Origin of the sequence: Streptomyces tubbatahanensis (assembly GCF_022699385.1) — a bacterium.
Classification (GTDB): Bacteria; Actinomycetota; Actinomycetes; order Streptomycetales; family Streptomycetaceae; genus Streptomyces; species Streptomyces diacarni.
The window spans coordinates 6,893,627-6,917,003 of sequence record NZ_CP093846.1; the positions used below are offsets into that span (position 1 = coordinate 6,893,627).

General features: G+C 72.4%; 19 protein-coding genes. 6 read left to right on the top strand and 13 right to left on the bottom strand.

The annotated features are described in order from the left end of the window. Positions 1-7: 7 nt before the first annotated feature. The 5 genes from MMF93_RS29510 to MMF93_RS29530 are packed head-to-tail and all read right to left on the bottom strand — an operon-like array spanning position 8 to position 5,365. Positions 8-1,522 carry a sodium:solute symporter family protein gene (locus MMF93_RS29510; RefSeq protein WP_242756197.1) on the bottom strand — a complete coding sequence of 505 codons (1,515 nt, stop codon included), beginning with the start codon at positions 1,520-1,522 and terminating at the stop codon, positions 8-10. Next, positions 1,519-1,833 (bottom strand): DUF3311 domain-containing protein, encoded by a 315-nt coding sequence (locus MMF93_RS29515; protein WP_242756198.1) that lies wholly within the window; start codon positions 1,831-1,833, stop codon positions 1,519-1,521. The genes MMF93_RS29510 and MMF93_RS29515 overlap by 4 nt, the downstream gene beginning before the upstream one ends. A 39-nt stretch (positions 1,834-1,872) precedes the next feature. Beyond that, positions 1,873-2,679: an SDR family NAD(P)-dependent oxidoreductase gene (locus tag MMF93_RS29520; protein ID WP_242756200.1), complete on the bottom strand. Its 807-nt coding sequence runs from the start codon at positions 2,677-2,679 to the stop codon at positions 1,873-1,875. Further along, complete coding sequence (locus MMF93_RS29525) at positions 2,676-4,124, bottom strand: aldehyde dehydrogenase family protein (RefSeq protein ID WP_242756202.1); 1,449 nt, start codon at positions 4,122-4,124, stop codon at positions 2,676-2,678. The genes MMF93_RS29520 and MMF93_RS29525 overlap by 4 nt, the downstream gene beginning before the upstream one ends. After that, the gene (locus tag MMF93_RS29530) at positions 4,124-5,365 is read right to left on the bottom strand and encodes a M20 family metallopeptidase (protein ID WP_242756204.1); all 1,242 of its coding nucleotides are present in this window, start codon (positions 5,363-5,365) and stop codon (positions 4,124-4,126) included. Before MMF93_RS29530 ends, MMF93_RS29525 begins: the two co-directional genes overlap by 1 nt. Positions 5,366-5,632: 267 nt before the next feature. Between MMF93_RS29530 and MMF93_RS29535 the strand changes: the two genes are divergently transcribed. From MMF93_RS29535 to MMF93_RS29545, 3 genes are all read left to right on the top strand, one after another. Then, positions 5,633-6,445 carry a FadR/GntR family transcriptional regulator gene (locus MMF93_RS29535; protein WP_242756206.1) on the top strand — a complete coding sequence of 271 codons (813 nt, stop codon included), beginning with the start codon at positions 5,633-5,635 and terminating at the stop codon, positions 6,443-6,445. Positions 6,446-6,907: 462 nt separating this feature from the next. After that, a complete protein-coding gene (locus MMF93_RS29540) occupies positions 6,908-8,116 on the top strand; it encodes a S1 family peptidase (protein ID WP_242756207.1) in 1,209 nt (402 codons plus the stop codon). Between the two features lie 158 nt (positions 8,117-8,274). Beyond that, positions 8,275-9,198, top strand: coding sequence for an XRE family transcriptional regulator (locus MMF93_RS29545; RefSeq protein ID WP_242756208.1), 924 nt, complete (start codon positions 8,275-8,277; stop codon positions 9,196-9,198). A 118-nt stretch (positions 9,199-9,316) separates the two neighbouring features. On the opposite strand, the gene MMF93_RS29550 is transcribed toward MMF93_RS29545, so the two are convergent. Continuing rightward, the gene (locus tag MMF93_RS29550; protein ID WP_242756209.1) at positions 9,317-9,988 is read right to left on the bottom strand and encodes an HAD family hydrolase; all 672 of its coding nucleotides are present in this window, start codon (positions 9,986-9,988) and stop codon (positions 9,317-9,319) included. 236 nt (positions 9,989-10,224) lie between these two features. On the opposite strand from MMF93_RS29550, the gene MMF93_RS29555 reads away from it, so the two are divergent. Continuing rightward, entirely contained in the window at positions 10,225-12,216 is a 1,992-nt protein-coding gene (locus MMF93_RS29555; RefSeq protein WP_242756210.1) for a glycoside hydrolase family 84 protein, read from the top strand. 81 nt (positions 12,217-12,297) lie between these two features. Here MMF93_RS29555 and MMF93_RS29560 read toward each other — a convergent pair whose 3' ends face one another. The 5 genes from MMF93_RS29560 to MMF93_RS33445 form a co-directional block, all read right to left on the bottom strand. After that, the gene (locus tag MMF93_RS29560; RefSeq protein WP_242756211.1) at positions 12,298-13,419 is read right to left on the bottom strand and encodes an aromatic ring-hydroxylating oxygenase subunit alpha; all 1,122 of its coding nucleotides are present in this window, start codon (positions 13,417-13,419) and stop codon (positions 12,298-12,300) included. Further along, positions 13,416-14,591 (bottom strand): N-methyl-L-tryptophan oxidase, encoded by a 1,176-nt coding sequence (gene solA, locus MMF93_RS29565; RefSeq protein ID WP_242756212.1) that lies wholly within the window; start codon positions 14,589-14,591, stop codon positions 13,416-13,418. Before solA ends, MMF93_RS29560 begins: the two co-directional genes overlap by 4 nt. Before the next feature lie 83 nt (positions 14,592-14,674). Then, positions 14,675-17,179, bottom strand: coding sequence for a GcvT family protein (locus MMF93_RS29570; RefSeq protein ID WP_242757848.1), 2,505 nt, complete (start codon positions 17,177-17,179; stop codon positions 14,675-14,677). A gap of 2 nt (positions 17,180-17,181) precedes the next feature. Then, entirely contained in the window at positions 17,182-18,267 is a 1,086-nt protein-coding gene (locus MMF93_RS29575; protein ID WP_242756213.1) for an S-(hydroxymethyl)mycothiol dehydrogenase, read from the bottom strand. A 283-nt stretch (positions 18,268-18,550) separates the two neighbouring features. Further along, entirely contained in the window at positions 18,551-19,354 is an 804-nt protein-coding gene (locus tag MMF93_RS33445) for an IclR family transcriptional regulator (protein ID WP_274709519.1), read from the bottom strand. 254 nt (positions 19,355-19,608) lie between these two features. On the opposite strand from MMF93_RS33445, the gene MMF93_RS29595 reads away from it, so the two are divergent. Then, positions 19,609-19,965 (top strand): bifunctional 3-phenylpropionate/cinnamic acid dioxygenase ferredoxin subunit, encoded by a 357-nt coding sequence (locus MMF93_RS29595; RefSeq protein WP_242756215.1) that lies wholly within the window; start codon positions 19,609-19,611, stop codon positions 19,963-19,965. Next, positions 19,962-21,173 (top strand): NAD(P)/FAD-dependent oxidoreductase, encoded by a 1,212-nt coding sequence (locus tag MMF93_RS29600; RefSeq protein WP_242756217.1) that lies wholly within the window; start codon positions 19,962-19,964, stop codon positions 21,171-21,173. Before MMF93_RS29595 ends, MMF93_RS29600 begins: the two co-directional genes overlap by 4 nt. Positions 21,174-21,735: 562 nt before the next feature. On the opposite strand, the gene MMF93_RS29605 is transcribed toward MMF93_RS29600, so the two are convergent. Then, complete coding sequence (locus MMF93_RS29605) at positions 21,736-21,882, bottom strand: hypothetical protein (RefSeq protein WP_242756219.1); 147 nt, start codon at positions 21,880-21,882, stop codon at positions 21,736-21,738. A 533-nt stretch (positions 21,883-22,415) separates the two neighbouring features. Beyond that, on the bottom strand, positions 22,416-23,090 hold the full coding sequence (locus tag MMF93_RS29610; RefSeq protein ID WP_114014720.1) for an AIM24 family protein: 675 nt from the start codon (positions 23,088-23,090) through the stop codon (positions 22,416-22,418). Between the last annotated feature and the right edge of the window lie 287 nt (positions 23,091-23,377).

The following is a 23,377-nucleotide window of genomic DNA, read 5'->3' on the forward strand; positions in this document are numbered from 1 at the left end:
GCCCGCCTCATACCGTCTCCTCCTCAGTTGCCGATGCGCGCCTGGTGCCCGCGGCCGGCGTGCGGGGCCCCGCGTAGGTCAGGGACGCGGCCACCAGCAGGTTGGCCGCGAGCGCGAGCACACCGCCGTTGACCCCGTGCCAGGGATCGTTGTCCGTCCACCACAGCAGCAGGACGACGGCCAGTCCGACAAGCGTGCCCGCGACACCGGCGGCCGCCGTCAGCCGCCGCCAGAACAGGGACAGCAGCGCCAGCGGCACGAGCTGGGCGAGCCCCTCGTAGGACAGGACCGACAGCTGCACCAGCGTGTTCGGGTAGAACAGGCTGCCCAGCAGCGCGACGAGCCCGGCCACGAAGCACACCAGCTGGGAGAGCCGCTTGACGCGCACGTCGTCCGCGCTGCCGGGCTCGGTGCTGCGCCGGGTGCGGCTGCGCGGGTCGGAGCCGTTGCCGCCGCCGAGCAGGGTGCGGCCGCACAGGGTGCCGATGGCCAGCATGAACACGCTCATCGGCACGATCGCCGACAGCGCTCCGGCCACCCCGATCACGGCGACGACGGGGGACGGCAGCGAGTCCGTCACCAGCCGGAACAGCGCCAGGTCCGGGTTGTCCAGCGTCGGCAGCGCGAACAGCGCGACGGCGCCGACCATCATCGGGATGAACAGCAGCAGCTGGTACCAGGGCAGCAGCAGCGCGTTGCGGCGCAGCGCGTTCGGGCTCTTCGCGCTCAGGTACCCCGCGACGGTGGTGGGGAAGATGGAGATGGTCACCGCGTTGAGCAGCAGCGTGGAGACGAACCAGGTGCCGTTCAGCCCGCCCGAGTCGTGGCCGGGAAAGGTCAGCCACTCGGGCCGCTCGTTGACCATCCGCGTCATGAAGTCGCCGTACCCGTCGAGGTAGTGCAGCGGCACCCACACCGCCAGGAACACCACGGCGACGATCACCAGCACGTCCTTGAGCACGCTCACCCACGCCGAACCGCGCAGCCCGGACACCAGGACGAACGCCTCCGCGACGACGAACGAGATCACGGCCGCCACGTGCAGGTCGACGCTGCCGTACGTCATCGCGTTGACCACCACGCCCATGCCCTGGATCTGGACCTGCACGTACGGGACGATGAAGACCGTCGCCGTCACCGCCACCAGGATCCCCACCGGGCGCGAGCGGAACCGGTGCTCGGCCATGTCCGCGATGGACAGCAGCCGATGACGGCTCGCGTAGGTCCACAGCGCGGGCCCGACGACGTAGGCCACCGCGAACCCGACCGTCAGGTAGGCGACCAGGTAGAGGATCGGCACCCCGTACGAGTACGACCAGCCCGCCGTGCCCAGGAACGAGAAGCTGGTGTAGGTCTCGCCCGCCATCAGCAGCCAGACGAACAACACGCCCAGGCCGCGGCTGGAGACGGACCACTCCGCCATGCCCTTGTCCCGCCCGCGGGCGCTGAGCACGCCGATGGCGAGGGTCGCCACCATGGCCAGACCGAAGAGCGTCGTCGCGACGGCCGCGGAGCCGCTCATCGCAGGCCTCCCTCTTCTCGCGGGGCGTCATCGACCGGAAGGGGCTCGACGGCATCCTGCTCGAACGCCGGATCGAGCCGCGAGACCACCCAGATGACCAGCGGGCTGACGACCGTCGCCGCGATGATCCACAAGAGCAGGAACGGCAGGCCCAGCACGCGGGGCTCGACGCGGTTCGCGACCAGCGGGGCCGCGCAGAACAGGACGGCGGGAACGAGGAGGAGCCACAGCGCGGGGCGCCTGGCTCGGACGCGGGGGAGCCCGTCCAGGGGGCTGCCCTCCCCGTGCGGGGGGTCGTGCTGCTCGGGCATTGCGGGAAGCTCCTTGAGGGGCGCTGGAGACGAACAGGGTCACACGGCCGGGTCGTACCGCCCGTCGACGGCCGTCCAGCCGCCGTCGACGGTGAGCACGCTGCCCGTCACGAAGGTGGACGCGTCACCGACCAGGTACACCACGGCGCCCGCGATCTCGTCGGCCCGCGCCCACCGCTGCAACGCGGACGCCCGCGCATACGCGTCGTACCACTCCTGGTCCGCCGCGATCTGGTCGGTCAGCGGCGTACGCACCACGCCGGGCGCCACCGCGTTGAACCGCACGCCCTGCGGCCCCCACTCGGCTGCGGCGGTCCGCAGAAGCTGGACGAGTCCGGCCTTGGAGGCGGCGTAGACACCCTGCCCGGGCTCCACCTGGAAAGCCCGCATGGAGGCGAGGGAGACGACCGCGCCGCGCCCGCGCGCGGCCATGGCGGGGGCGCACGCCCGCACCAGGGAGAAGTGGGCGCGCAGATTGAGGGCCACGACGCGCTCGAACTCCGCGACCGAGTAGTCCGCGAGGCGCTTGCGCACGTTGACGCCGACGGTGATCACCAGCCCGTCCAGCGGCCCCCAGTCCGCCGCGGCGGCCGTCAACGCGTCCTCGTCCAGTACGTCGAGCAGGAACGGCGCGGCCCCGGGGCCCGCCAGCCGCGCGGTCTCGGCGGCGCCCGCCTCGTCCCGGTCGGCGACGATCACCTCGGCGCCCTGCGCCACCAGCGCCCGCGCGGCCTCACGGCCGATGCCGCTCCCGCCGCCGACGACGGCCACACGCCGCCCGTCGAGCCGGAAGAGCCTGCCGTAGTCGGCCCCCGCGCCGCCGCCCGTGTCCGTTTCCGTACTCACGGCTTGATCACCGCCATCTTCGTCACCGTCAACTCCTCGATCGCGAACCGCGGACCCTCGCGCCCGATGCCCGAGTCCTTGACGCCGCCGTAGGGGGCGACGTCGCAGCGGTAGCCGGGCACTTCGTTGACCACCACGCCCCCGACGTCGAGTTCCTCCAGCGCGCGGAACGCGGTGTCCAGGCGGCGGGTGAAGACGGCCGCGTGCAGGCCGTAGCGGCTCGCGTCGACCGTGGCGAGGGCCGCGTCCAGGTCGGGCACCGCGCGCAGGCTGACGACGGGTCCGAAGACCTCCTCGTCCCACACGGGCTGCCCGTCGGGCACGTCGGCCAGCAGGGCGGGCGTCACACACCGCCCCCGCCGCTCGCCTCCCGCGACCAGGCGGGCACCCGCCTCGCGCGCCTGAGCGATCCACGCCAGCACCCGCTCGGTGGCGTCCTGGTCGATGAGCGCGGCGACGCGGGTGCTCTCCTGGCGCGGGTCGCCCACCACCACGGAGCCGAGCCGCTCGGCGATCCTGCGCTCCAGCCCGGCGGCGACCGGCGCTTCGGCGATGACCCGCTGGACGGCGATGCAGGCCTGGCCCGAGGCGTAGTAGCCGCCGCGTACCACGGCGTCCGCCGCGGCGTCCAGGTCGGCGTCGGCCGCGACGACGAGAGCCGCGTTGGAGCCCAGCTCCAGCACCACCTTGCGCGGGGCCGCGTCCCGCGCGATGCGGTGGCCGACGGCCGCCGAGCCGGTGAAGGAGACGGCGGCGACGGCCTGGTGCGTGGTGAGCGTGCGGCCCACCTCCGCGTCGCCGGTCACCAACTGGACGGCACCGGCCGGCGCACCCGCCGCGACCAGCCGCTCGCGCACCAGGTTGACCAGCCACAGGGTGGCCAGCGGCGTCGCGGGGGCGGGCTTGACGACGACGGGACACCCCGCGGCCAGCGCGGGCGCGATCTTGTGGGTGGCCAGCATCATCGGATAGTTGAACCCGGCGATCCCCACCACGACCCCGACCGGGCGCCTCGTGAAGAAGCCCGTCATCCCGTCCCCGGACGGGAGCCCGTCCAGCGGCACCGTCTCGCCGCGGATGTGCACCACCTCGTCGGCCGCGGCCCGCCAGGTGGCGACCGCGCGGACGACCTCCGTACGGCAGTCCGCCCGCGGCTTGCCGGTCTCCAGGACCAGCAGGTCCTCCATGCCGGCCGCCACGTCGTCGAGCGCGTCGGCCACCGAGGTCAGTACGGCACGCCGGGTGCGGGTGGGCAGCGCGGCCATGGTGCGGCGCAGCCCCGCGGCGTGTTCGACGGCCCGCCGGGCCAGCGCCACGTCCCCGACGGGCGCCTGGGCGACGGCACTTCCGTCGTAGGGGAAGGAGACGGTCCGCTGCCCGGGCGCCGCCACCCATCCGTCGCCGACCGGCAGCCCTTCGGGGAACTCCTTACCGTGCCACAGCATCACGACCGCGCACCTCCCGCCTGCCCGCCGCCGGTGAGGAAGCGCCGGGCGGCCGCCGCGTACACCCGCGCGTACTCGCCGATCTCACGCACCTGCACGTACTCGTCCTTCTGGTGCGCGATCCACTTCCCGCCGGGACCGTAGACGACGGTGGGCAGCCCCGCGTCGCGGGTGAGGATCGTGCCGTCCGTGGTACCGGGCACCGCGCCGAAGGCGGGCGCCGCGCCGTGCACCTCGGTGTGCGCCGCCACCAGGCCGGCGACGAGGGGGTGGTCCTCGGGGATCTCGATGGCGGGCCGGTCGTCCACGACCGTCAACTCCACGGTGACACCGAACGCCGCGGCGGCCTCCTGGGCCGTCGTGCGGACGCGCTCGGTGAGCTCGGCGTGGTCGGTGCCGGGGACCGTACGGACGTCCACGCCGACGACGCCGTGCGCGGGGATGACGTTGAGCTGGTCGGGATCGCCCCCGAGCAGCACCGTGGGGGTGACCGTGACCGAACCGGCGTGCGGATGGGCGCCGTAGCGCACTGCGGCCCACTCCTGCACCGCCGCGAGGGCCTCGACGACGCGGGCTCCCGCCGCGACGGGGCTCCTGCCCTCCTGCGGCATCGCCCCGTGCGCCATCACGCCCGTCAGGTCGAGGCGCAGCCGGATGCCGCCGCGCGCCGAGGTGCACACCTCGTACCCCTCCGGCTCGCAGACGACGACGCCGTCCACCTCGGAGGCCAGCGGGGAGGCCGCGAACGCCTTGGCGCCGAGCATCATGCCCTCCTCGTCGGCCATGACGCCGAGAACGACGCGGCCGGGGAAGGGACCTGCCAGCTGCAGCGCGCGGACCGCGTAGATCATCGCCGCGACACCGGACTTCATGTCGGCCGTGCCCCGGCCCCACATCCGTCCGTCGCGGATCTCGGCACCGTAGGGGTCCACGCTCCAGTCGGCGGGATCGCCCTCGGTCACCACGTCGGTGTGGCCCTCGAACATCAGGGTGGGGCCCGCGCCCCCGCCGCCGTCGACGACCGCGACGACGTTCGGGCGCCCGGGGGCCACCTCGGTGACGGTGTGCTCCCAGCCGAACCGGGAGAACAGCGCGCGGACCAGTTCGGCGGCGGGTTTCTCGACGGCCTCAGCACCCGCGGCGTTCACGGTGCGCAGCCGCACCAGCTCCTGCGTGAAGGCGACGGCCGCCTCGGTGTCGAGCACGGATTCCCACGGCAGTGTGCCGGGACCGGAACGCATGGAACCTCCAAGTCCCCTTCCAGGCCGCCCTGCCCAGGTGGCCAGGCGACTGGTCAGACCAGTTGATCGTCCGTACTCTGCTGGTGGGCGGAGGGCCCGGTCAAGGGGTCGACACGGGCCGCTCCCGTATGCGTACACGGGACCGGCCCGCACGTGCGGACGGGCGCGACCCGCAGGCGCACACGTGCGCGCGCCCGGACGCACACGGGACCGGCCCGCACGCACACACGGGGACGGGCTCGCGCACACACCGGAAAGGGCGGACACATGCCGGCGGAATCTCCTGAACGGCCCACCGCGCGGGCCGACTTCCGGCCCGTGCGCCCCGTGCGGGCCTACCAGCGCGTGGCCGAACAGATCGAGGAACGCATCCTGGGCGGCTCCCTGCCGCCCGGCTCCCGGCTTCCCGGCGAGCGCGAACTGATGCGCCAGTTCGACGTGGGCCGCTCGACGATCAGGGAGGCGCTGCGGGTCCTCCAGTCCTCGGGGCTGATCCGCTCGCGCCCCGGTGACCCGCAGGGCGCCGAGGTGCTGGGCGTCTCACCCGACACCCTCAGCCACGCGCTGGGCCGCCTGACCCGGTCCCACCTGTCCGGGCTCGGCGAACTGATCCAGTTCCGGATGCTCCTGGACGCGGAGAGCTACCGGCTCGCGGCGCGCCTCCACTCCGCGGACGATCTGTGCCGGCTGACCGGACTGGTGGACGAGATGGCGCAGCTCGCCCCCGGGGATCCGCACGGTTTCAGCGCGGCCGACGGGGAGTTCCACCGCGTGGTGGCCGAGGCCAGCGGCAACGCGCTGCTCGCCCTGTGCGCCCGCGCCGTGCACGACGCCGTCGTCGAGGCCATCGAGAGCAAGCTGGTCCGTGCGCGGGACGTCGGCGAGGCGGCCGACGCGATGCGGCGTTCGGTCGCCCACCACCGGCAGATCCTCGCCGCGCTCGGTGCCCGCGACGGGGCCCGCGCCGCGCGGCTCGGCCGGCAGGCCCTCCACGATCACTACGCCCCGCACGTCCCGCCCCAGGACCGGCCGCGCCTGCGTGCGGCCCTGGAGGAAGAACCCGAACGTCCGGTTGGTTGAGCGTTCTGCTCCGGCAAAAGGGTGCCCCCCTAGGCCCCCGCGCCGGGCGCCACGGCCCTCCACCGGCGGTCAACGGGCCGCCCGGGCTGCGACGTCGCGACGCAGCATTCATGGGGCGGGTGGCGAGCGCCACCTCCCGGCCTCTGCCATCGTGCGCTGCCACGACGATTCTTTTCCCCATTCCCGGCGAGGATACCGCTGTGCCTGACGCCGGCATCCGCCGGTAACCCGTGCCGGCAGGCCTTCTACAGAATCCGCAACAAGTGTAGAAAAGGCAGCGGTAACCACCCCTTGTCCGCTCGGCGTCGCGTGGGCCAGCATGCGGTTGCACTCGGGAAGCCACCCCCCCCTTTTCCCGATGGCTATTCATGCCCCGGAATGACTGCTTGCGTTCGCAACACCCCCGCGATTCGCATGCGCGGAAAAGCGCCGGGCTGCCCCCTCCCCGAGAAAGGACAAGGAATGAGAAAATCCCGCACTTCTCTCGTCGCCGCCATCGCGGTTGCCCTGCTCGCGGTGCCCGCTACGGGCGTCGCGCAGGCCCAGAACTCCTCTCCCGCGACACCGCGTTACCAGCCGCAGATGGTCGCGGCACTGGCAGACAGCCTGCACGTCAGCGAGAAGGCCGCCGCCGACCGTCTGGACCACCAAGCGGCCCAGGAAGACCAGCTTGCCAATGTGGTCAAGGAGGGAAAGGCACGGACGGACGGAGCGTTCTTCGACGCGTCGGGAAACCTCGTCGTGAACGCGCCTGACGACCGCGCGGCGTCACAGATCGAGAAGGCGGGTTTGCACGCCCGGGTTCCCGAACACGGCAAGGCGGCGCTGACCAGTGCCAAGGAGCAACTGGACGAGCAGGCCGCCGAGAAGGCACCCGCGGGCATCTCGTCCTGGTCTGTCGACCTGTCAGCGGACACGGTCAAGGTCGAGGTCAACGACGCGGACGCGCGCGGCGCCCGGTCGTTCCTGAAGACGGCCCGGTCGTTCGGCGACGCCGTGCACGTGGTCAAGGGCGCTGAGCCCCTCGAGTCGCAGGCCACGGTCTACCCGGGCAGCGCAATGACGTGGACGGACGACAAGGGCAGCTGGGTCTGCTCCGTCGGATTCGGGGCCCAGGACTCCTCGGGGAAGGGGTACCTCGTCTCGGCCGGTCACTGCCTCGCCAGTCTCCCGGACCTTTCCGTCGACGGCGACCACTTCGCCAAGGGCACGGACTCGCGCTACGAGGTGGGCCGGGACAGCGTGGACATGGGGATCGCCGCTGTCGACCAGGGGGACTCCATAGCCACCGAGGTCGGCACCTGGGGAAGCACGGACGGCAACGTCGCGGTCGAGGGCAGCGAACGTGCACCCGAGGGCGCCGACCTGTGCAAGTCCGGGCAGACGACCGGGTGGACCTGCGGCAAGGTCGAGGCCTACGACGTCAGCGTCACCTACGTCGACGAGCACGGAGGGCCGGACACCGTCGTCTCCGGGCTCGGAGAGTCCACCGTGTGCACGGAGGGCGGCGACAGCGGTGGCGCCTACATCTCCGGCAACCAGGGCCAGGGGATGACCTCCGGCGGCCCGACGAACCAGAGCTGCGGCGGCCTGAACAGCTCGACCAAGTCCTACTTCCAGCCCCTGGACGACACGCTCGAGCACTACGGACTGACCCTCAACACCCACTGACACCGTCAGACCGCGGGGTGGCGGCTCACCGGACGCGGGTGAGCCGCCACCCCGTTCTCCGTCGGGAACAGACACTGGAGGTGCCTGCTCCGGCCCCCTTATGCTGCGTCGGACCAGGCCTCTGCCACTGGCGAACCCGCACGACGTAGGAAGTCCCCTTGGCCGAACACCCGCATGCGAACCGGCGCAGCCCCGTTCCGCGCGACGCCTCGTTCCCGGACGCCTTTCGCGAAGCGGTACTCCGACGGGGACTGAGCCTGGAGCGCATCCATGAACGGCTGAGAGAACAAGGCATCAGGATAAGCCTGGCTTCCCTGGGGCACTGGCAGAGCGGTCGCAGTCAGCCCGAAAGACAGTCCTCCCTTCTCGCCGTCGACGCGTTGGAGGAGATCCTGCTGCTGCCGTCCGGCGACCTGCGCTCGCGCCTGGGACCTCACCGGCCCCGCGGGCGGTTCTCCCCGAAACTGGTGGGAGTGGAGCAGTTCTACGGCGAGAACTCGCTCTTCGAGCGGGCGTTGGGCCGGGAGGACGCCGCCCACAGCGAGGAGGTCACTCGGCAGTTCGTACACGAGTCGGTACGCGTCAACCGCGATCGCCGCATGTACTGTCAGTCCGTTTACCAGGTGGTGCGCGCCAACCGGGACGGCGTGACACGGTTGAGTGATCTCCACTGCCTTGATGAAGCTCCCGCTTCGGTCGACATCGTCATGCATTCCGGAGTGCTGCGCAGACTGGATTTCCAGTCGGCTTGGAAGACCGTGGTCGTTGACGTGTCTTTCGGCCGTCGGCTGCGCAAGAACGAGACAGCGGCGGTGCACTACGACGTGCTCTTCGACCCGAAAGGTGAAGCGGCCGTCTGCCACGAGCGCCGTACACGCGTCAATCTGCGCGGATATCTGCTGCACGTCTACTTCGACGCGGAGGCCGCACCGCTCACCTGCCACAGCTATTTCCGGGAAAAGGCCGACGCGACGAAATCCCGGGCCCAACCACTCATGCTCGACCCGTCTCACAGCGCCCACACGCTTGTCATGCCGTGCCCGGTCGGCGTACACGGTATGTCATGGCAGTGGCCCGACTGAGCACCACCTGCCCGACTGAGCACCACCTGCCTGGCTGCGCAGCGGCACGCGGAGCACGCCCGGCACCCTTCCGCGACCGTCGAGAACGCACCGGGGCAGTACACCTGGGGCAGTACACCTAGGTCAGAAGGTCTCGCAGATCGGGGATGGTGGGGGCGGGGGCCAGCCATTCCGCGGGGGTGGGGCCGCCCGTGTAGCCGAGGACGGGCATCCGGGCCGCCCGCGCGGCCCGCACCCCGGCGGGGCTGTCCTCGACGACCAGGCACTGTGCCGCCGGCACCCCGCACTCCGCCGCCGCGTGCAGGAACACATCCGGCGCGGGCTTGCCCTCGGCCACGTCCTCGGCGCTGAAGACACGCCCCGCGAAGCGGTCCCACAGCCCGGTGGCCGTCAGGGAGTGGCGGATACGGGAGTGGCTTCCGCTGGAGGCGACGCAGTAGGGGGTGCCGCGCTCTTCGAGGGCGTCCAGGACGTCGCGGACGCCGGGCATCGTGTGCGGGGCCGCGTCGAACGCGGCGGCGACCCGGGCGCGGTACTCCACCAGCCAGCTGTCGTCCACGGGCACCGTCGCGTGGGCGCGTACCTGCGCCAGAAGGTACGGCTCCGGAGTGCCCAGGAATGTCTCCAACACGTCCTGCGGGGTGAGCGGCCAGCCCGCCTCGGTCGCCATGGCGGCCACCACCTCGGGCCCGATCCGCTCGGTGTCGACCAGTACGCCGTCGCAGTCGAAGACGACCAGCCGTGCTGCCGCGAGGGCCTGGGCGGGGGAGGGGCCGAGGGGGGCGTTCATGCGGCCCACCCCATCACACCGTGCCCCGGCTGCCTCCACCGGGCCGACCGGAGGTCCGACCTCTCGGTGCGGGCCGGGCGCGGACCGAGCTCCGGGTCGGACCGCGGACGGAGAAGCAGGGGAGAAAAAGTGGAGAGAACGAGCCCACTGTCTTGACGAGTGGACCAGACCACTCGAAGCTGACATCCGATCAATCAGCGAACGCCGCCCACGCACCCGTACCTCACGGAGGCCGCATGTCCGCCGCTGACGGAGTCCGCACCAGAGTCCTCGCCCTCGGTCTGGCCCTGCTCGCCGCAGGGGTCCCGGCAGTGGCGTCCGCCGCCGGTGGACCGGACGGCGGGAGGAACCCGGGCCGCACCGGCGGCGGAGGCGCCGCGTTGCCCACCGTCTCGCCCACCCCGCAGCACGCCGAACGCGCGGGCGGCGACGTCCGCGTCCCCCGCACCGCCGAGATCGTCGTCGGTGACCACACCGACGCCGCCGCGCGCGACCTGCTCGCCGACGTGCTCAAGGCGAGCGGCGTCCGCGCACCCGAGGTCCGCGACAAGCCCTCAGGACACGCCCGGCTGACGGTTCTGCTGGGCGAGGCGACCAGGGACGACATCGCCGAGGCGCTGCGCGGCACCTCGGCGCCCGACCACGCCGAGGGGTACGCTCTCCGGGTCTCCAGAGCGGGCAAGGGCCGCGACGGCGGCACCGTCGCGCTGGGCGGCACGGACGCGGCCGGGCAGTTCTACGCCGTGCAGACCCTCCGGCAGCTGATCACCGAGCGCCACGGCCCGCGCCGCATCGCGGGCGCCGCCATCAGCGACCACCCCTCGATGCCGCTGCGGGGCACCATCGAGGGGTTCTACGGGCCGCCCTGGACCCAGGCCGAACGCCTGGACCACGTGCGGTTCCTGGGCGACACCAAGGCGAACACCTATGTGTACGCGCCCAAGGACGACCCCTACCACCGGGAGAAGTGGCGTGAGCCGTACCCGGAGGACAAGCTCGCCGAGCTGGGCGAGCTGGTGGAGGCGGCCCGCGCCCACCACGTCCGCTTCACGTTCGCCGTCTCGCCCGGCGCCTCGATCTGCTACTCGGATCCCGAGGACGTCAAGGCCCTGGAGGCGAAACTCCAGTCGCTCTACGACCTGGGCGTGCGCGACTTCTCCGTCCCGCTGGACGACATCAACTACACGAAGTGGAACTGCGACGGCGACAAGGAGAAGTACGGCGCGCCCGGCCGCGCCCCGGCCGCCGAGGCGCAGGCCGACCTTCTCAACACCGTCCAGCGCGGCTTCCTGGCCGGCCACGAGGGCACCAGGCCCCTCCAGACGGTGCCCACCGAGTACGGCGACCTGACCGAGACGGCGTACAAGAAGACGCTGCGCGAGAGGCTGGACGCCGACGTGGAGGTGATGTGGACCGGCACCGACGTGGTGCCGCCCGAGATCACCAACGAGCAGGCCGAGAAGGCGTCCGAGCTGTTCGGGCGCAAGGTGTTCGTCTGGGACAACTACCCGGTCAACGACTTCGAGCGGACGAAGGGCAGGCTGCTGCTGGCCCCGTACGACAAGCGGGACGCGGGCCTCTCTGAGCACACCAGCGGCCTGGTCTCCAACCCCATGAACCAGGCCGGGGCCAGCAAGCTCGCCGTCTTCACGATGTCGGACTTCTCCTGGAACGACCACGGCTACGACCGCGACCGCTCCGGTGCGCGGGCCGCCGCCTACCTGGCAGGCGGGGACGCGCGGACCGCCGCGGCGGTCCGCACCTTCGTGGACCTCAACCACATGGCCCCCACCTTCGGTGAGGAACCCTGGCAGCCGCAGGCGCCGAAGCTGGCCGCCCGGCTCGACGGCTTCTGGGAGCGCTACGCCGACGATCCGGCAGCCGCCGTCCGCGAACTGCGGCCCGTCGCCGACGACATCCGCCGCGCGCCCGCCCGCATCCGCGACGGCGTGCGGGACCGCTACTTCCTGCACGACGCCGACCGCTGGCTGGACGCCACCGAGCTGTGGGGCGAGGCCATGGGGCAGGGCCTGCGGGTACTGACCGCGTTGCGCGACGGCGACGACGAGGCGGCCGAGGGCGCCCGCACGGCCATGGACGAGGCGGCGAAGAAGGCCTCCGACATCACCGTCGACCCCGACGAACACCATCAGGTCGGCCCGGTCAGGATCGGCGACCCCTACCTCGCGGACTTCCTGACCGGCGTCCGCGACCAGCAGGACGGCTGAGGCGGCGGTGGCGTGAAGACCGGGCCGGCGGCCCGGGCGGTGCCTTCCCCGCCCCGGTCGCCGGCCCACCACCGGTGCCGCTCAGCCGGGCCCCTCCACTCGTCCCGTCACCCAGTCGTGGAACTCCCCGATGTGGTGCTCGCTGGGGACCAGCACGCCGCCTTCGCGGTAGGCGCGGGAGGACATGGCGGGCTGGGTGCGCTCGCAGGCGTCGAAGTCCTGGACGTTGACGCGGTGGAAGAGCTCCACCGAGCGGTCCAGGTCGGTGCCCGCCGCCACGACCTCGGGCGCGTAGAGCCAGTCGCACTCCACGACGGTGCGGTCCTCGGCCAGCGGGAACATCCGGTGCCAGATGACGTGGTCGGGCACCAGGTTGACGAAGACCTGCGGGCGTACGGTGACCGCGTAGTAGCGGCGGTCGTGGGCGTCGGGCACGCCGGGCAGCCGCGCGAAACCGGCGCTCCCGTCCACCGTGAAGCCCTCGGCCTCGGCGGCGAACTCGGGTCCGTGGCCCACGAAGTACTGCGCGGCGAGCCCGTCGGCGAACTCCGGCAGTACCTCGGTCAGTTCGGGGTGGATGGTGGCGCAGTGGTAGCACTCCATGAAGTTCTCGACGATCAGTTTCCAGTTGGCCGCCACGTCGTAGGTGTGCCGCCTGCCCAGCGCCAGCGACTCGATCGCGTAGTGCCCGATGACGTCGCCGCCACCCAGCCGGCCGGCGACGTCGGCCATCACCGTCTCCTCGAACGACGGTGGCTCTGCGGCCAGACACACCCACGCGTACCCCAGCCACTCCCGCAGTGCCACGGTGTGCAGCCCGTAGGAGCCGCGGTCCACGTCCGGCATCCGTGTCAGGTTGGGGGCGGCCGTGAGCCGGCCGTCCAGGTCGTACGTCCAGGCGTGGTACGGGCACTGCAGGCTGCGCCGTACCTCGCCCGCCTGCTGGGTGCACAGCCGGGCGCCGCGGTGGCGGCACACGTTGAGGAAGGCCCGCAGGTCTCCGCGCCGGTTGCGGGTGACCAGCACGCTCTCGCGGCCCACCTGGACGGTGCGGTAGGCGCCTGGCTTGTCGAGATCGGCCGAGCGGACGGCGCAGAACCACCCGCTCTCGAAGATGCGTTCCTGCTCGCGCCGGAAGTTTTCCGGGTCGGTGTAGCGGTCACCTGGCAGGGTCGCCAGCAGGCTGCCGACGGCGGTCGTCATGGTGTGGTCACTCCCTCGGGCGTCACGGACTGCCTCAGCGGGTCGAAGAGGGCGATCGGATGCTCGGTGGCGCCGGTGAGCGCCAGGTCGGCGACGATCTCGCCGATGACGGGAACGAACTTGAAACCGTGCCCGGAGAAGCCGCACGCCACCGTGACCGAGTCCGGGTGCTCGGGGTGCCGGGCCAGCACGAAGTGCTCGTCCGCCGTGGTGGTGTACATGCACGCGACGGCCCTGCGCAGGGTGCCGGGCAGGTCGGGGAGGCGGGGCCGCAGCTGGGCTGCCATCGCCACCACTTCCTGGGGCCCGACCGTGCGCTCAAGAGTCTCCGGGTCGCAGACCGTCCCCTTGCGGAAGAAGGCGACCTTGGCGCCGCCGTCCGGTCCCTCGATCGCGGGGAAGCCGTAGATCTGCATCCCGTCGCCGTCCTCCCACACGTAGATGGGGTGCCGCCCCGGTTCGAACGCCGCGGTGCCGCCCCGGGGATGGAACCAGTACATGACCTGCCGCTCGATGGTGAAGCCGACACCGAGATCGGACAGCAGGCGGGGCGCCCACGCGCCGGGACACACCACCAGGTGCCCCGCGGTGTAGACGTCGTCCACCGTGTGGACGCGCACGCCCTTGCCGCCCGGCAGCACCTCCCACCGGGTCACCGGCTCCTCGAACCGCAGGTCCGCACCCGCCTGCTGGGCGAGCTGCACGTGTGCGGTGACCGTGGCCTCGGGGCGGACGAAACCGGCCCTCTCCTCGTACAGGGCCACCTCGTCGGGGCCCGGGGTGAGCGTCGGGAAGCGCCGCCGCACCTGTGTGGCGTCGAGCATCTCGTGGGGGAGCCCCCACCGCTCGGCCGAGAGCCGGCTGCCCGCCACGGTGCGGCTGTCCGGGCGGCCCAGCATCACCCCTCCGCAGAGGGTCGCCAGGGTGCGTCCCGTGTCGCGCTCCAGTTTCGCGAACAGTTCGTAGGAGCGCAGGAGCAGCGGCACGTAGGCCGGGTCCTCGAAGTAGGACTGGCGGGTGATGCGGGAGCCGCCGTGGCTGGAGCCGCGGTTGTGGGCGGGGCCGAAGCGCTCCAGCCCGAGGACCTGCTGGCCTCGGGCCGCCAGGTGGTAGGCGGCGGCACTGCCCATGCCGCCGAGGCCGACGACGATGACGTCGCGGGTGACTGACACTGCGGGCCTCCTGTTCGTGGGTCCCCGCCCCGCCCCCTTTCCCGTCTCCTCGGGGAAACGGGAAAGGGGGCGCAGGTGGGGGATCAGCGGCGGATGCGGGCCATCTCGGGGTCGAACAGCGGCTCGGCTGCCACCGTCGCCGCGGTCTTCTCGCCGAAGTACTCGACGGACACCGCCGTACCCGGCGCGGCAGCGGCGGCCGGCAGCCACGCGTACGCCACGCACCGGCCCACGCTGTAGCCGTATCCGGCGCTGGTCACGTACCCGGCCACGACCCCGTCGAGGTGGACGGGCTCACTGCCCATGACGAGCGCCGCGGGGTCGTCGAGAGTGAGGCAGACCAGTTTGCGTGCCGCCCGGCCCCGGGCCGCGAGCGCGTCGAGGCCGACGAAGTCGCCCTTGGACGGGCGGACGGCGAAGGAGACACCGGCCTCCTCGGGGGTGTGCTCCGTGGTCATGTCGGCGCCCCAGGCCCGGTAGCCCTTCTCCAGCCTGAGGCTGTTGAAGGCGCTGCGCCCCGCCGCGATGACGCCCAGCCGCTGCCCGGCCTCCCACAGGGTGTCCCACAGCCGCAGCCCGACATCGGCGTCGGCGTACAGCTCCCAGCCCAGTTCGCCCACGTAGCTGACCCGCAGCGCGGTGACCGGCACGTGCCCCACATAGGTCTCGCGGGCCTTGAAATAGCCGAAGGCCTCGTGGGAGAGGTCGGCGGGGGACAGCGGCTGCACCAGCTGCCGGGCCAGCGGCCCCCAGACACCGACGCAGCAGGTGCCTGAGGTGATGTCGCGTACCTGTACGCCCTCGGGCGCGCGGCGGATGAGCCAGTCCAGGTCGGCCGGGGTGTTGGCGCCCAGCTGCCAGCGGTCGCGGCCGAGCCTGGCGGCCGTCAGATCGCTGCGGATGCCGCCCGCCTCGTCCAGCAGCAGGGTGTAGGTGACCGAGCCGGGACGCTTCTTGAGGTTGTTGGTCGTCATCCGCTGGAGGAAGTCCAGCGAGCCGGGGCCTGTGACCTCCAGCCGCCGCAGCGGCGTCATGTCGTAGAGAGCCACCCGCTCGCGGGTGGCCTCGGCCTCCGCCGCGGCGATCGGGGACCAGTGCTGCGCCGACCAGGCGTCGCGCTCGGGAAGCTCCCCTTTCAGGTCCGCGACCAGCGGCGCGTTGGCCTCGTACCAGTGGGGCCGCTCCCACCCGCCCGACTCCAGGAAGTGGGCGCCCAGTTCGCGCTGGCGGGGGTAGAAGGGGCTGGTGCGCAGCGCCCTGGCCCGCTCGGGCGGCTGGAGCGGGTGGATCACGTCGTAGACCTCGACGAAGCTGCTGACGCCCCTCTCCCGCACATACGCGGGGGAGCGCTGCGCCTTCTCGAACCGGTGCAGGTCGCACTCGTGCACGTCGACACTGGTGCGCCCTTCCGTCATCAGCTCCGCGACGGCGCGGGCGGCCCCCGCCGAGTGGGTGACCCACACCGCCTCGGCCAGCCAGAACCCGCGCAGGGTGCGGGACTCGCCCAGCAGTGGCATGCCGTCCGGGGTGAAGGAGAAGACGCCGTTGAAGCCCTCCTGTACGCGGGAGGCGGCGAGCCGGGGCAGCATGCGCCGCGTCTCCGCCCAGCTCGCGGCGAAGTCCTCCTCGGTGAAGGGCAGCGAGGACGGCATCACCGGCGCCTCGTCGAACGCCGGTACCGCGTACGGGTCGACGGGCAGCGGGCGGTGCGCGTAGGTACCGATGCCGATGCGTCCGGGGCCGCCCGCCGGGTCGAGGTGTTCGCGGTAGTACAGGTCGTGGTCCTGGTGGCGCAGCAGGGGGCGCACGGCCTCCGCGCCGTGCGGCCGCGCTCCGGTCAGCTCGGGCAGCGGCGCCGTCTTCGCGTACTGGTGCGCGAGCGGCAGCAGCGGGACGTCCACCCCCGCCATGGCGCCGATGACCGGCCCCCAGAAGCCGGCCGCCGAGACCACGTGGTCCGCGGGGAAGGTGCCCCGGTCGGTGACGACCCCCGTCACCCGGCCACCCTCCCGTTCGATGCCGGTGACCGTGTGCCGGTCCAGGAAGCGGGCGCCGCGCCGCCGCGCGCTCTCGATCTGCGCCTGGCAGGCGAGCTGGGCGCGGGCCAGCCCGTCACCCGGCGTGTGGAAGCCGCCGAGCACGGCGTCGGCGTCCAGCAGGGGGAAGAGCTCGGCGCACCGGGCGGGCCCCACCAGTTCGCCCTCGACACCCCAGGCGGCGGCGAGCCCCGCCTTGCGGTGCAGGTCGAGCCACCGGGTCTCGGTCGTGGCGACCTCCAGCCCGCCTACCGGCAGGAAACAGGGCTGCCCTTCCACGGTGAGCGAGCTGAACTTCTCGACGGTGTAGCGCGCGTAGTCCGTCATCGCCTTGGAGGTGTTGGTGCGGAAGACGAGCCCCGGCGCGTGCGAGGTGGAGCCGCCGGGCGCCGCCAGCGGGCCCTGTTCGAGGACGGTCACGTCGCACCAGCCGCGCGCGGTCAGTTCGTCGGCCAGCGAGCAGCCGACGATGCCGGCACCGATGACGACGACGCGCTCCGTGGGCGGGGGCGCGGCGTGCGGGTCGGGAGGGACGACGGCCGGTTCAGGGATGTTCACAGGACCACCACCGATCGCAGCACCTTGCCGCGCTGCATCCGTTCGAAGGCGACCTCGACCTCGTCCAGCGCGATCGTCTCGGTGACGAAGGCGCCCAGGTCGAGCTTGCCGCTGAGATAGAGGTCGATCAGGACGGGAAAGTCCCTGCTGGGCAGGCAGTCCCCGTACCAGGAGGACTTGAGGGCACCGCCCCGGGAGAACAGCTCCTGGAACGGCAGCTCGATGGTCACGCCCGGCGCGGGCACCCCGGCCTGGACGAGTACGCCCGCCAGGTCCCGCATGTGGAACCCCTGCAGATACGTCTCGGGGCGGCCGACGGCCTCGACGACGAGATCGGCGCCGTGTCCGCCGGTCAGCTCGCGGACCGCCGCGACCGGGTCCGTGCCGCGCGAGTTGACGCTGTGGCTGGCCCCGAACCGGGCGGCCACATCCAGCTTGGCGTCGTCGATGTCGACGGCGATCACCCGGCGCGCCCCGGCCAGCGAGGCGGCCGCGATGGCCGCGTTGCCGACACCGCCGCAGCCGATGACGGCGACGGTGTCGCCGTTGGCCACCCCGCCGGTGTGGACGGCCGCACCCCAGCCGGCCATCACCCCGCAGCCGATGAGCCCGGCGGCCTCGGGGCGCGCCGCCGGATCGACCCGCACGGCCTGACCTGCGTCGACCAGGGTTTTCTCGGCGAAGGCGCCGATACCCAGCGCCGGGGTGAGCGGGGTGCCGTCCAGCAGCGTCATCTGCTGCCGGGCGTTGCGCGAGTCGAAGCAGTACCAGGGCCGCCCCTTGCGGCAGGCGCGGCAGCTTCCGCACGGTGCGCGCCAGGCGAGGACGACGAAGTCGCCGGGGCGCAGATCGGTGACGCCGGGGCCCGTCTCCTCGACGATGCCCGCGGCCTCGTGGCCGAGCAGGAACGGGAAGTCGTCGCTCACGGCGCCTTCCCTGTAGTGCAGATCGGTGTGGCAGACACCGCATGCCTGGACGGAGACGAGGACCTCTCCGGGCCCTGGATCCGGTACCAGGACCGGCTGCACCTCGGCCGGGGCATCCTTCTTCATCGCGATGACAGCGCGGACCTCGTGTGGCATTCCCAGACCTCGCATTGTTGCGTAGTGCACGACTGGTTGCGCTATGGGAGACATAGTGAGAACGCCGTCCGCCGCCGTCAAGAGAAGACGACCAGTGGTTCCTGACGGCGCGTCATAAATGCGAACTGCGGGCCCGGGCGATGCCGGACCCGCAGTTATGGGAGGTCGGGGCGGTGCAAAAGCTGATGCCCCATCAGGAATTCGTGACGTTTCCGCGCGGCAGCCACGCCGTGGAGTGCCGAAGCACCGTGGAGTGCCCGACGCGCCGTGGAGTGCCCGACGCTCAGTACGCGTACCCCATGCGGCGGGACAGGTCCTGCGCCGCGGCCACCGTGCGCTTGGCGACCTCGTGCAGCCGCTCCTCCTCCAGCCGGTAGGAAGGCCCCGAGACGCTGATCGCCCCGATGACCTTGCCGTCGTGCGCCCGCACCGGTGCCGCCACCGCGTGCAACCCGATCTCCAGCTCGTCACGCGCCGACGCGAAGCCGTTCCTGGCCACCGACCTCAGCTCAGCCCGCAGCTCGGCGGGCGAGACCACCGTGTGATCCGTCAGCCGCGGCAACTTCCTGGCCAGCACGCTCTCCTGCACCGACTTGGGCTGGTGCGCCAGCAGCGCCTTCCCGCTGGAGGTGGCGTGCAGCGGTGTCCTCCTGCCCAGCCAGTTCTGGGCGGTCACCGACGACGAGCCGCGCGCCTGCATGATGTTGACCGCCGCGTCGTCGTCGAGCACCGCGATGTTCGCCGTCTCACCGGCCTCCTCGGCCAGCTCCCGGCACACCGGCGCGCCCTCCTGCGAGATGTCCAGCCGGGAGGCCGCGGCCCCCGCCAGTCTCAACACCCCGGGCCCCAGGTAGTACTTGCCGCGATCCTGCTCCTGGGAGACCAGGCCCCTGGCCTCCAGCACCCCCAACAGCCGGAACGCCGTGGACTTGTGGACGCCCAGCTCCTCGGCGATCTCGGTCACTCCCGCGTCGGTGTGCCGGGCGAGAATCTCCAGCACGCTCACCGCGCGGTCGACCGACTGGACAGAGGCAGCCGCTCCTCTGGACTGCCTGCCCGACCCTGTGTCCTCCGTCTTTTCGCTCATCTGCTCAACGTCACCGCCTGGTGGCCTGGTTGGTGGTACACGGTTGCCGGCGCGCGTCCGCGCCGCCTCCTCCGTCACGTCCCGACGGAGGTCGTCGGCGGGTGCTTGACGTGAAGCCTTCCCGCTTGGATTCTGTTGCGCATCACGCTCCATCGTGCGCGATACGGAACTCGGATAGTAGCGAAGTGCATGCCAGCACCACCCCGGCCCTCCACGACCGGGGGCCGCAGACCCCGCTCGCGAGGTGAATCACAGTGATACCCGTCTGTCGCCTTGAGGACCTGCCCGCCGGTGAGTCCGTCCGCCTCGACCTCGAACCTCCCATCGCCGTCTTCAACGCCGACGGCGAGCTGTACGCCGTCGACGACACCTGCACCCACCAGGACGCGTCCCTCTCCCAAGGCTGGCTCGAGGGCTGTCTGGTCGAATGCCCGCTGCACGCGGCTTCATTCGACCTGCGCACCGGACGCCCCACCTGCCTCCCCGCCCGCAAGCCGGTGCGCACCCACCTTGTGAGCGTGCTCGACGGCACCGTGTGGGTACACGTCGAGACCGACCAGGCCGCACCGCGACCGCAGACCGCAACGGCCACCCAAGGGAGCGCCGCATGAGGACCATCACCGTGATCGGCGCATCCCTCGCCGGACTCCACACCGCGCTCGCGCTGCGCGCGGAAGGCTACGAAGGACGCCTGGTGATCGTAGGGGAGGAACACCACAGGCCCTACGACCGCCCTCCGCTCTCCAAGGAATTCCTGACCGGAGCCCTGACCGCGGAGAAACTCTCCCTCGCCGACGCGGAGGAGACCGCCGAACTCGACGCCGACTGGCTGCTGGGCACCCGCGCCGAGGGCCTCGACCCACCGGCCGGCAGCGTCACGCTGTCCGGCGGGCGCACCCTGGCCACCGACGGCGTGGTGATCGCCACGGGGGCTACCCCCCGCACGCTGCCGGGGGAGCCACTGGAGGGTGTCCACACCCTGCGCACTCTCGACGACGCCGCCGCACTCCGCGAGGACCTGAGCCGCGGGCAGGCGAGGGTGGTCGTCATCGGAGCCGGCTTCATCGGCGCCGAGGTCGCCTCCTCCTGCGCCACGCTCGGGCACAACGTCACCGTCGTCGAGGCGGCGGACGCGCCGCTGCTACCGCAACTTGGCGCACGCATGGCCGCGTTCTGCGCCGACCTGCACACCGACCACGGCGTCACCCTGCTGACCGGCACCGGCGTGCGCGCACTGCACGCCGGCGGCGTGCCGGGCAGTGGACAGGGCGGTCAGGTCGGTCAGGTCGGCCGGGTCGGCCGGGTCGGATGGGTCGAGCTGGCCGACGGCCGGTTCCTGCCCGCCGACGTCGTCCTCGTCGGAATCGGCGCACGCCCGGCCACCGACTGGCTGACAGGCTCGGGCCTCGCGCTGGACGACGGCGTCGTGTGCGACGCGGGCGGAGTCACCGCACTGCCCGGTGTGGTCGCCGTCGGCGACGTGGCCCGCACGGCAGGGCGGCGCGCCGAACACTGGACCAGCGCCATGGAGTCGGCAGCCGTCGCGGCCCGCAACCTGCTGGCCGGCGCGACGGTTGAGACCTACACAGCGCTGCCCTACTTCTGGTCCGACCAGTACGGCATCCGCCTCCAACTCGCGGGCCACCGCGGCCCGCACGACACCGTACGCCTCGTGGAGGGCGCCCCCGAGGACCGCAGCTTCCTCGCCGTCTACGAACGCGACGGCACCACCACCGCGGTCCTCGCCGCCAACCGCCCCCGCCCCTTCACCCGAGCCCGCCGCGAGCTCGCGCGCGAGGGAGGACTGGCCGCGGTGTGAGGACCTCCACGCCACGCCCCACGAGCCGGCCGGCTCGTGGGGCGTGCGCCCGGCTGCGCGGGTGACGCTCCGCTGCCGTGTGAAGCGAGCGCACACGGTGCCGCCGGATGTCTCGCGGAATGCGTCCTGCCGCCGTGCGGCGCCGCCCCGCCGCCCTGCGAGAGGGCAGAGCCGCGGCGCGCACGGTGCCGGCCGGCCGGGCCAGGCGGCACGCGGGCGGCCGGTCCCGGGCGACACCCCTCGCACGCTCCCGCGCCCGAGGCCGCGCGCCCGAGCGGTCCGTGACCGCGTGCTCACGCGGTCCCGTGTCCGAGCAGGCCCCGAGCCCGGGCGGACGCGCCGGCGCGGCCCCGCGTCCGAACGGGCCTGCGGGCGCGTCGGCTCCGCCTGGTGAGGCGTCGGTGCTGGTCTGGGCCGGTTGCGCGCCCTGCCGCACGCAGAGTCCCCGCGTCTCCGCGTCCCCGCGCCGGCGTGGCTTCGCGGCTGAGCGGCTGAATGCTCGCGCCTCGGCACGCTCCTGCATCGTGGCCATGTTGTCGGCCAGCTTCCGCAGCCGGGGCGGTCACGCGGTGCGCTCCCGCAGTCGGAAGGCGCTCCGCCAGCGCGTCCGCTTTCCCTCCTCTTCGCGCACGCGGGCGGTCTCGGCCGCCTGCCGTGCCTCGGCGGCGGCGTCGGCGAGTTCACCGAGGCGGCCCTCGGGACAGCCCACGTGCTCGTGCGGCTCCGCGCCCGGCGGCCCCGTGTGCGCGTTGCCTCATACCCGAGCGCCCCCGCGACCGGATGGTCTTGCGTCCGAGCGGGCCTGCGGGCGCGTCGGCTGCGCCTGGTGGGGCGTCGGTGCCGGGCTGGGCCGGTACGCGCCCGCATGGTGCCGCACGCGGTGCCCGTGCGTCCCCGCAGCCGCGCGCCGGCGTGGCTTCGCGGCCGGGCGGCTGATGCCCGCGTGCTCGTGCGGCTCCGCGCCCGGTGGCCCCGTGTGCGCGTTGCTCCGGGCCCGAGCTTCCCGTCGCGGCCGCATGGCCCCGCGTCCGTGCGGGGGCGCGGGGTTCCGTCCGCCGGGCGTCAGTTGCTGCTCTGCACCAGTTGGGCGCCCATATGACGCCGGCCGTGCCCGCGCGCCCGCGCGGCCGGCCCCGCGCCCAGCGGCCCCGTACCGCGGGCGGATGCATGCGCGAGGAGAAGCGTGGACACGCGCGCGGACACGCGCGAACGTGCGGGTGCGTGGGTCCGCCCGGCAGGGCGTCAGTTGCTCGTCTGGGCCGGTTGCTTCTCGCTCGGGCGGACGATGACGAAGCCCTCACCGTCCAGCCTCAGTTGTACGGCCTCTCCCGAGCCGCCGCGGATCATCGATCCGAAACTCTGCGAGCGGTGCAGCGAGGTGTGCAGCTGGGCGCTCCAGCCCACCACCGCGTCGGTGTCCACGAACACCGGCGCCTGCTGGGACACCGGAATCACGATCGGCGTGCCCTCGCAGATCACTCCGAGCCTGCCCTGGCCGGAGAAGACGCTGTTGAACAGGCCGCCGCCGGTCATCCCCGCGCCTTTGACGACGCCGATCTCGTAGTGCAGGCCGGCGTCGAAACACAGCACGTTGCGGCCGTTGACGGTCAGCGAGTCACCGGGAGCTATGTCGACGACGAAGCAGTTCTCCGCCTCGTGCGCGAACCACGCCTCACCCTGCCCGCTGATCGACATCAGCGCGAGCCCCTCGCCGGTCACCTGCCGCTTGAGGAAGTTGCCGACGCCCTGCCCCTTCTTCTCGAACTTGAGGTTCCCCCGGAAGGCCACCATCGAGCCCTGCCGCGCGTAGCACTCGCCGTTGACCGTGTACTTCACACACTTGTCGTTCTGCAGCTCCATCCCCGGTGCGGAGGGCGGCTGCGCCATGTTCTTCGAAGCGAAGAGATCACTCTGCATGGCTGTATGTTTCCCCGGAACGCGCCGCTGAGCCAGTCCCGCAGGGCGGGCTGCGTGCCGGCCCCCTTCTCCGCCTTCCGCGCGCCGCCACGGCCTGCAGCGGTCCCCACCCCGCGGCGGCCGGGTCACGACGGCACCGTCACCCGACCATCCCTGTCTCACCCCAGTTGAGACCTGGCCTCCTCACGCTCCCCGGTTTGCGGGCTGTCGTCGCCGCGAAGTCCCCAAAAGCAGTTCAATGAAAAAATGGAAGGTGAAGGTCGCGGGGCTCCAGCCCCACGGCACGG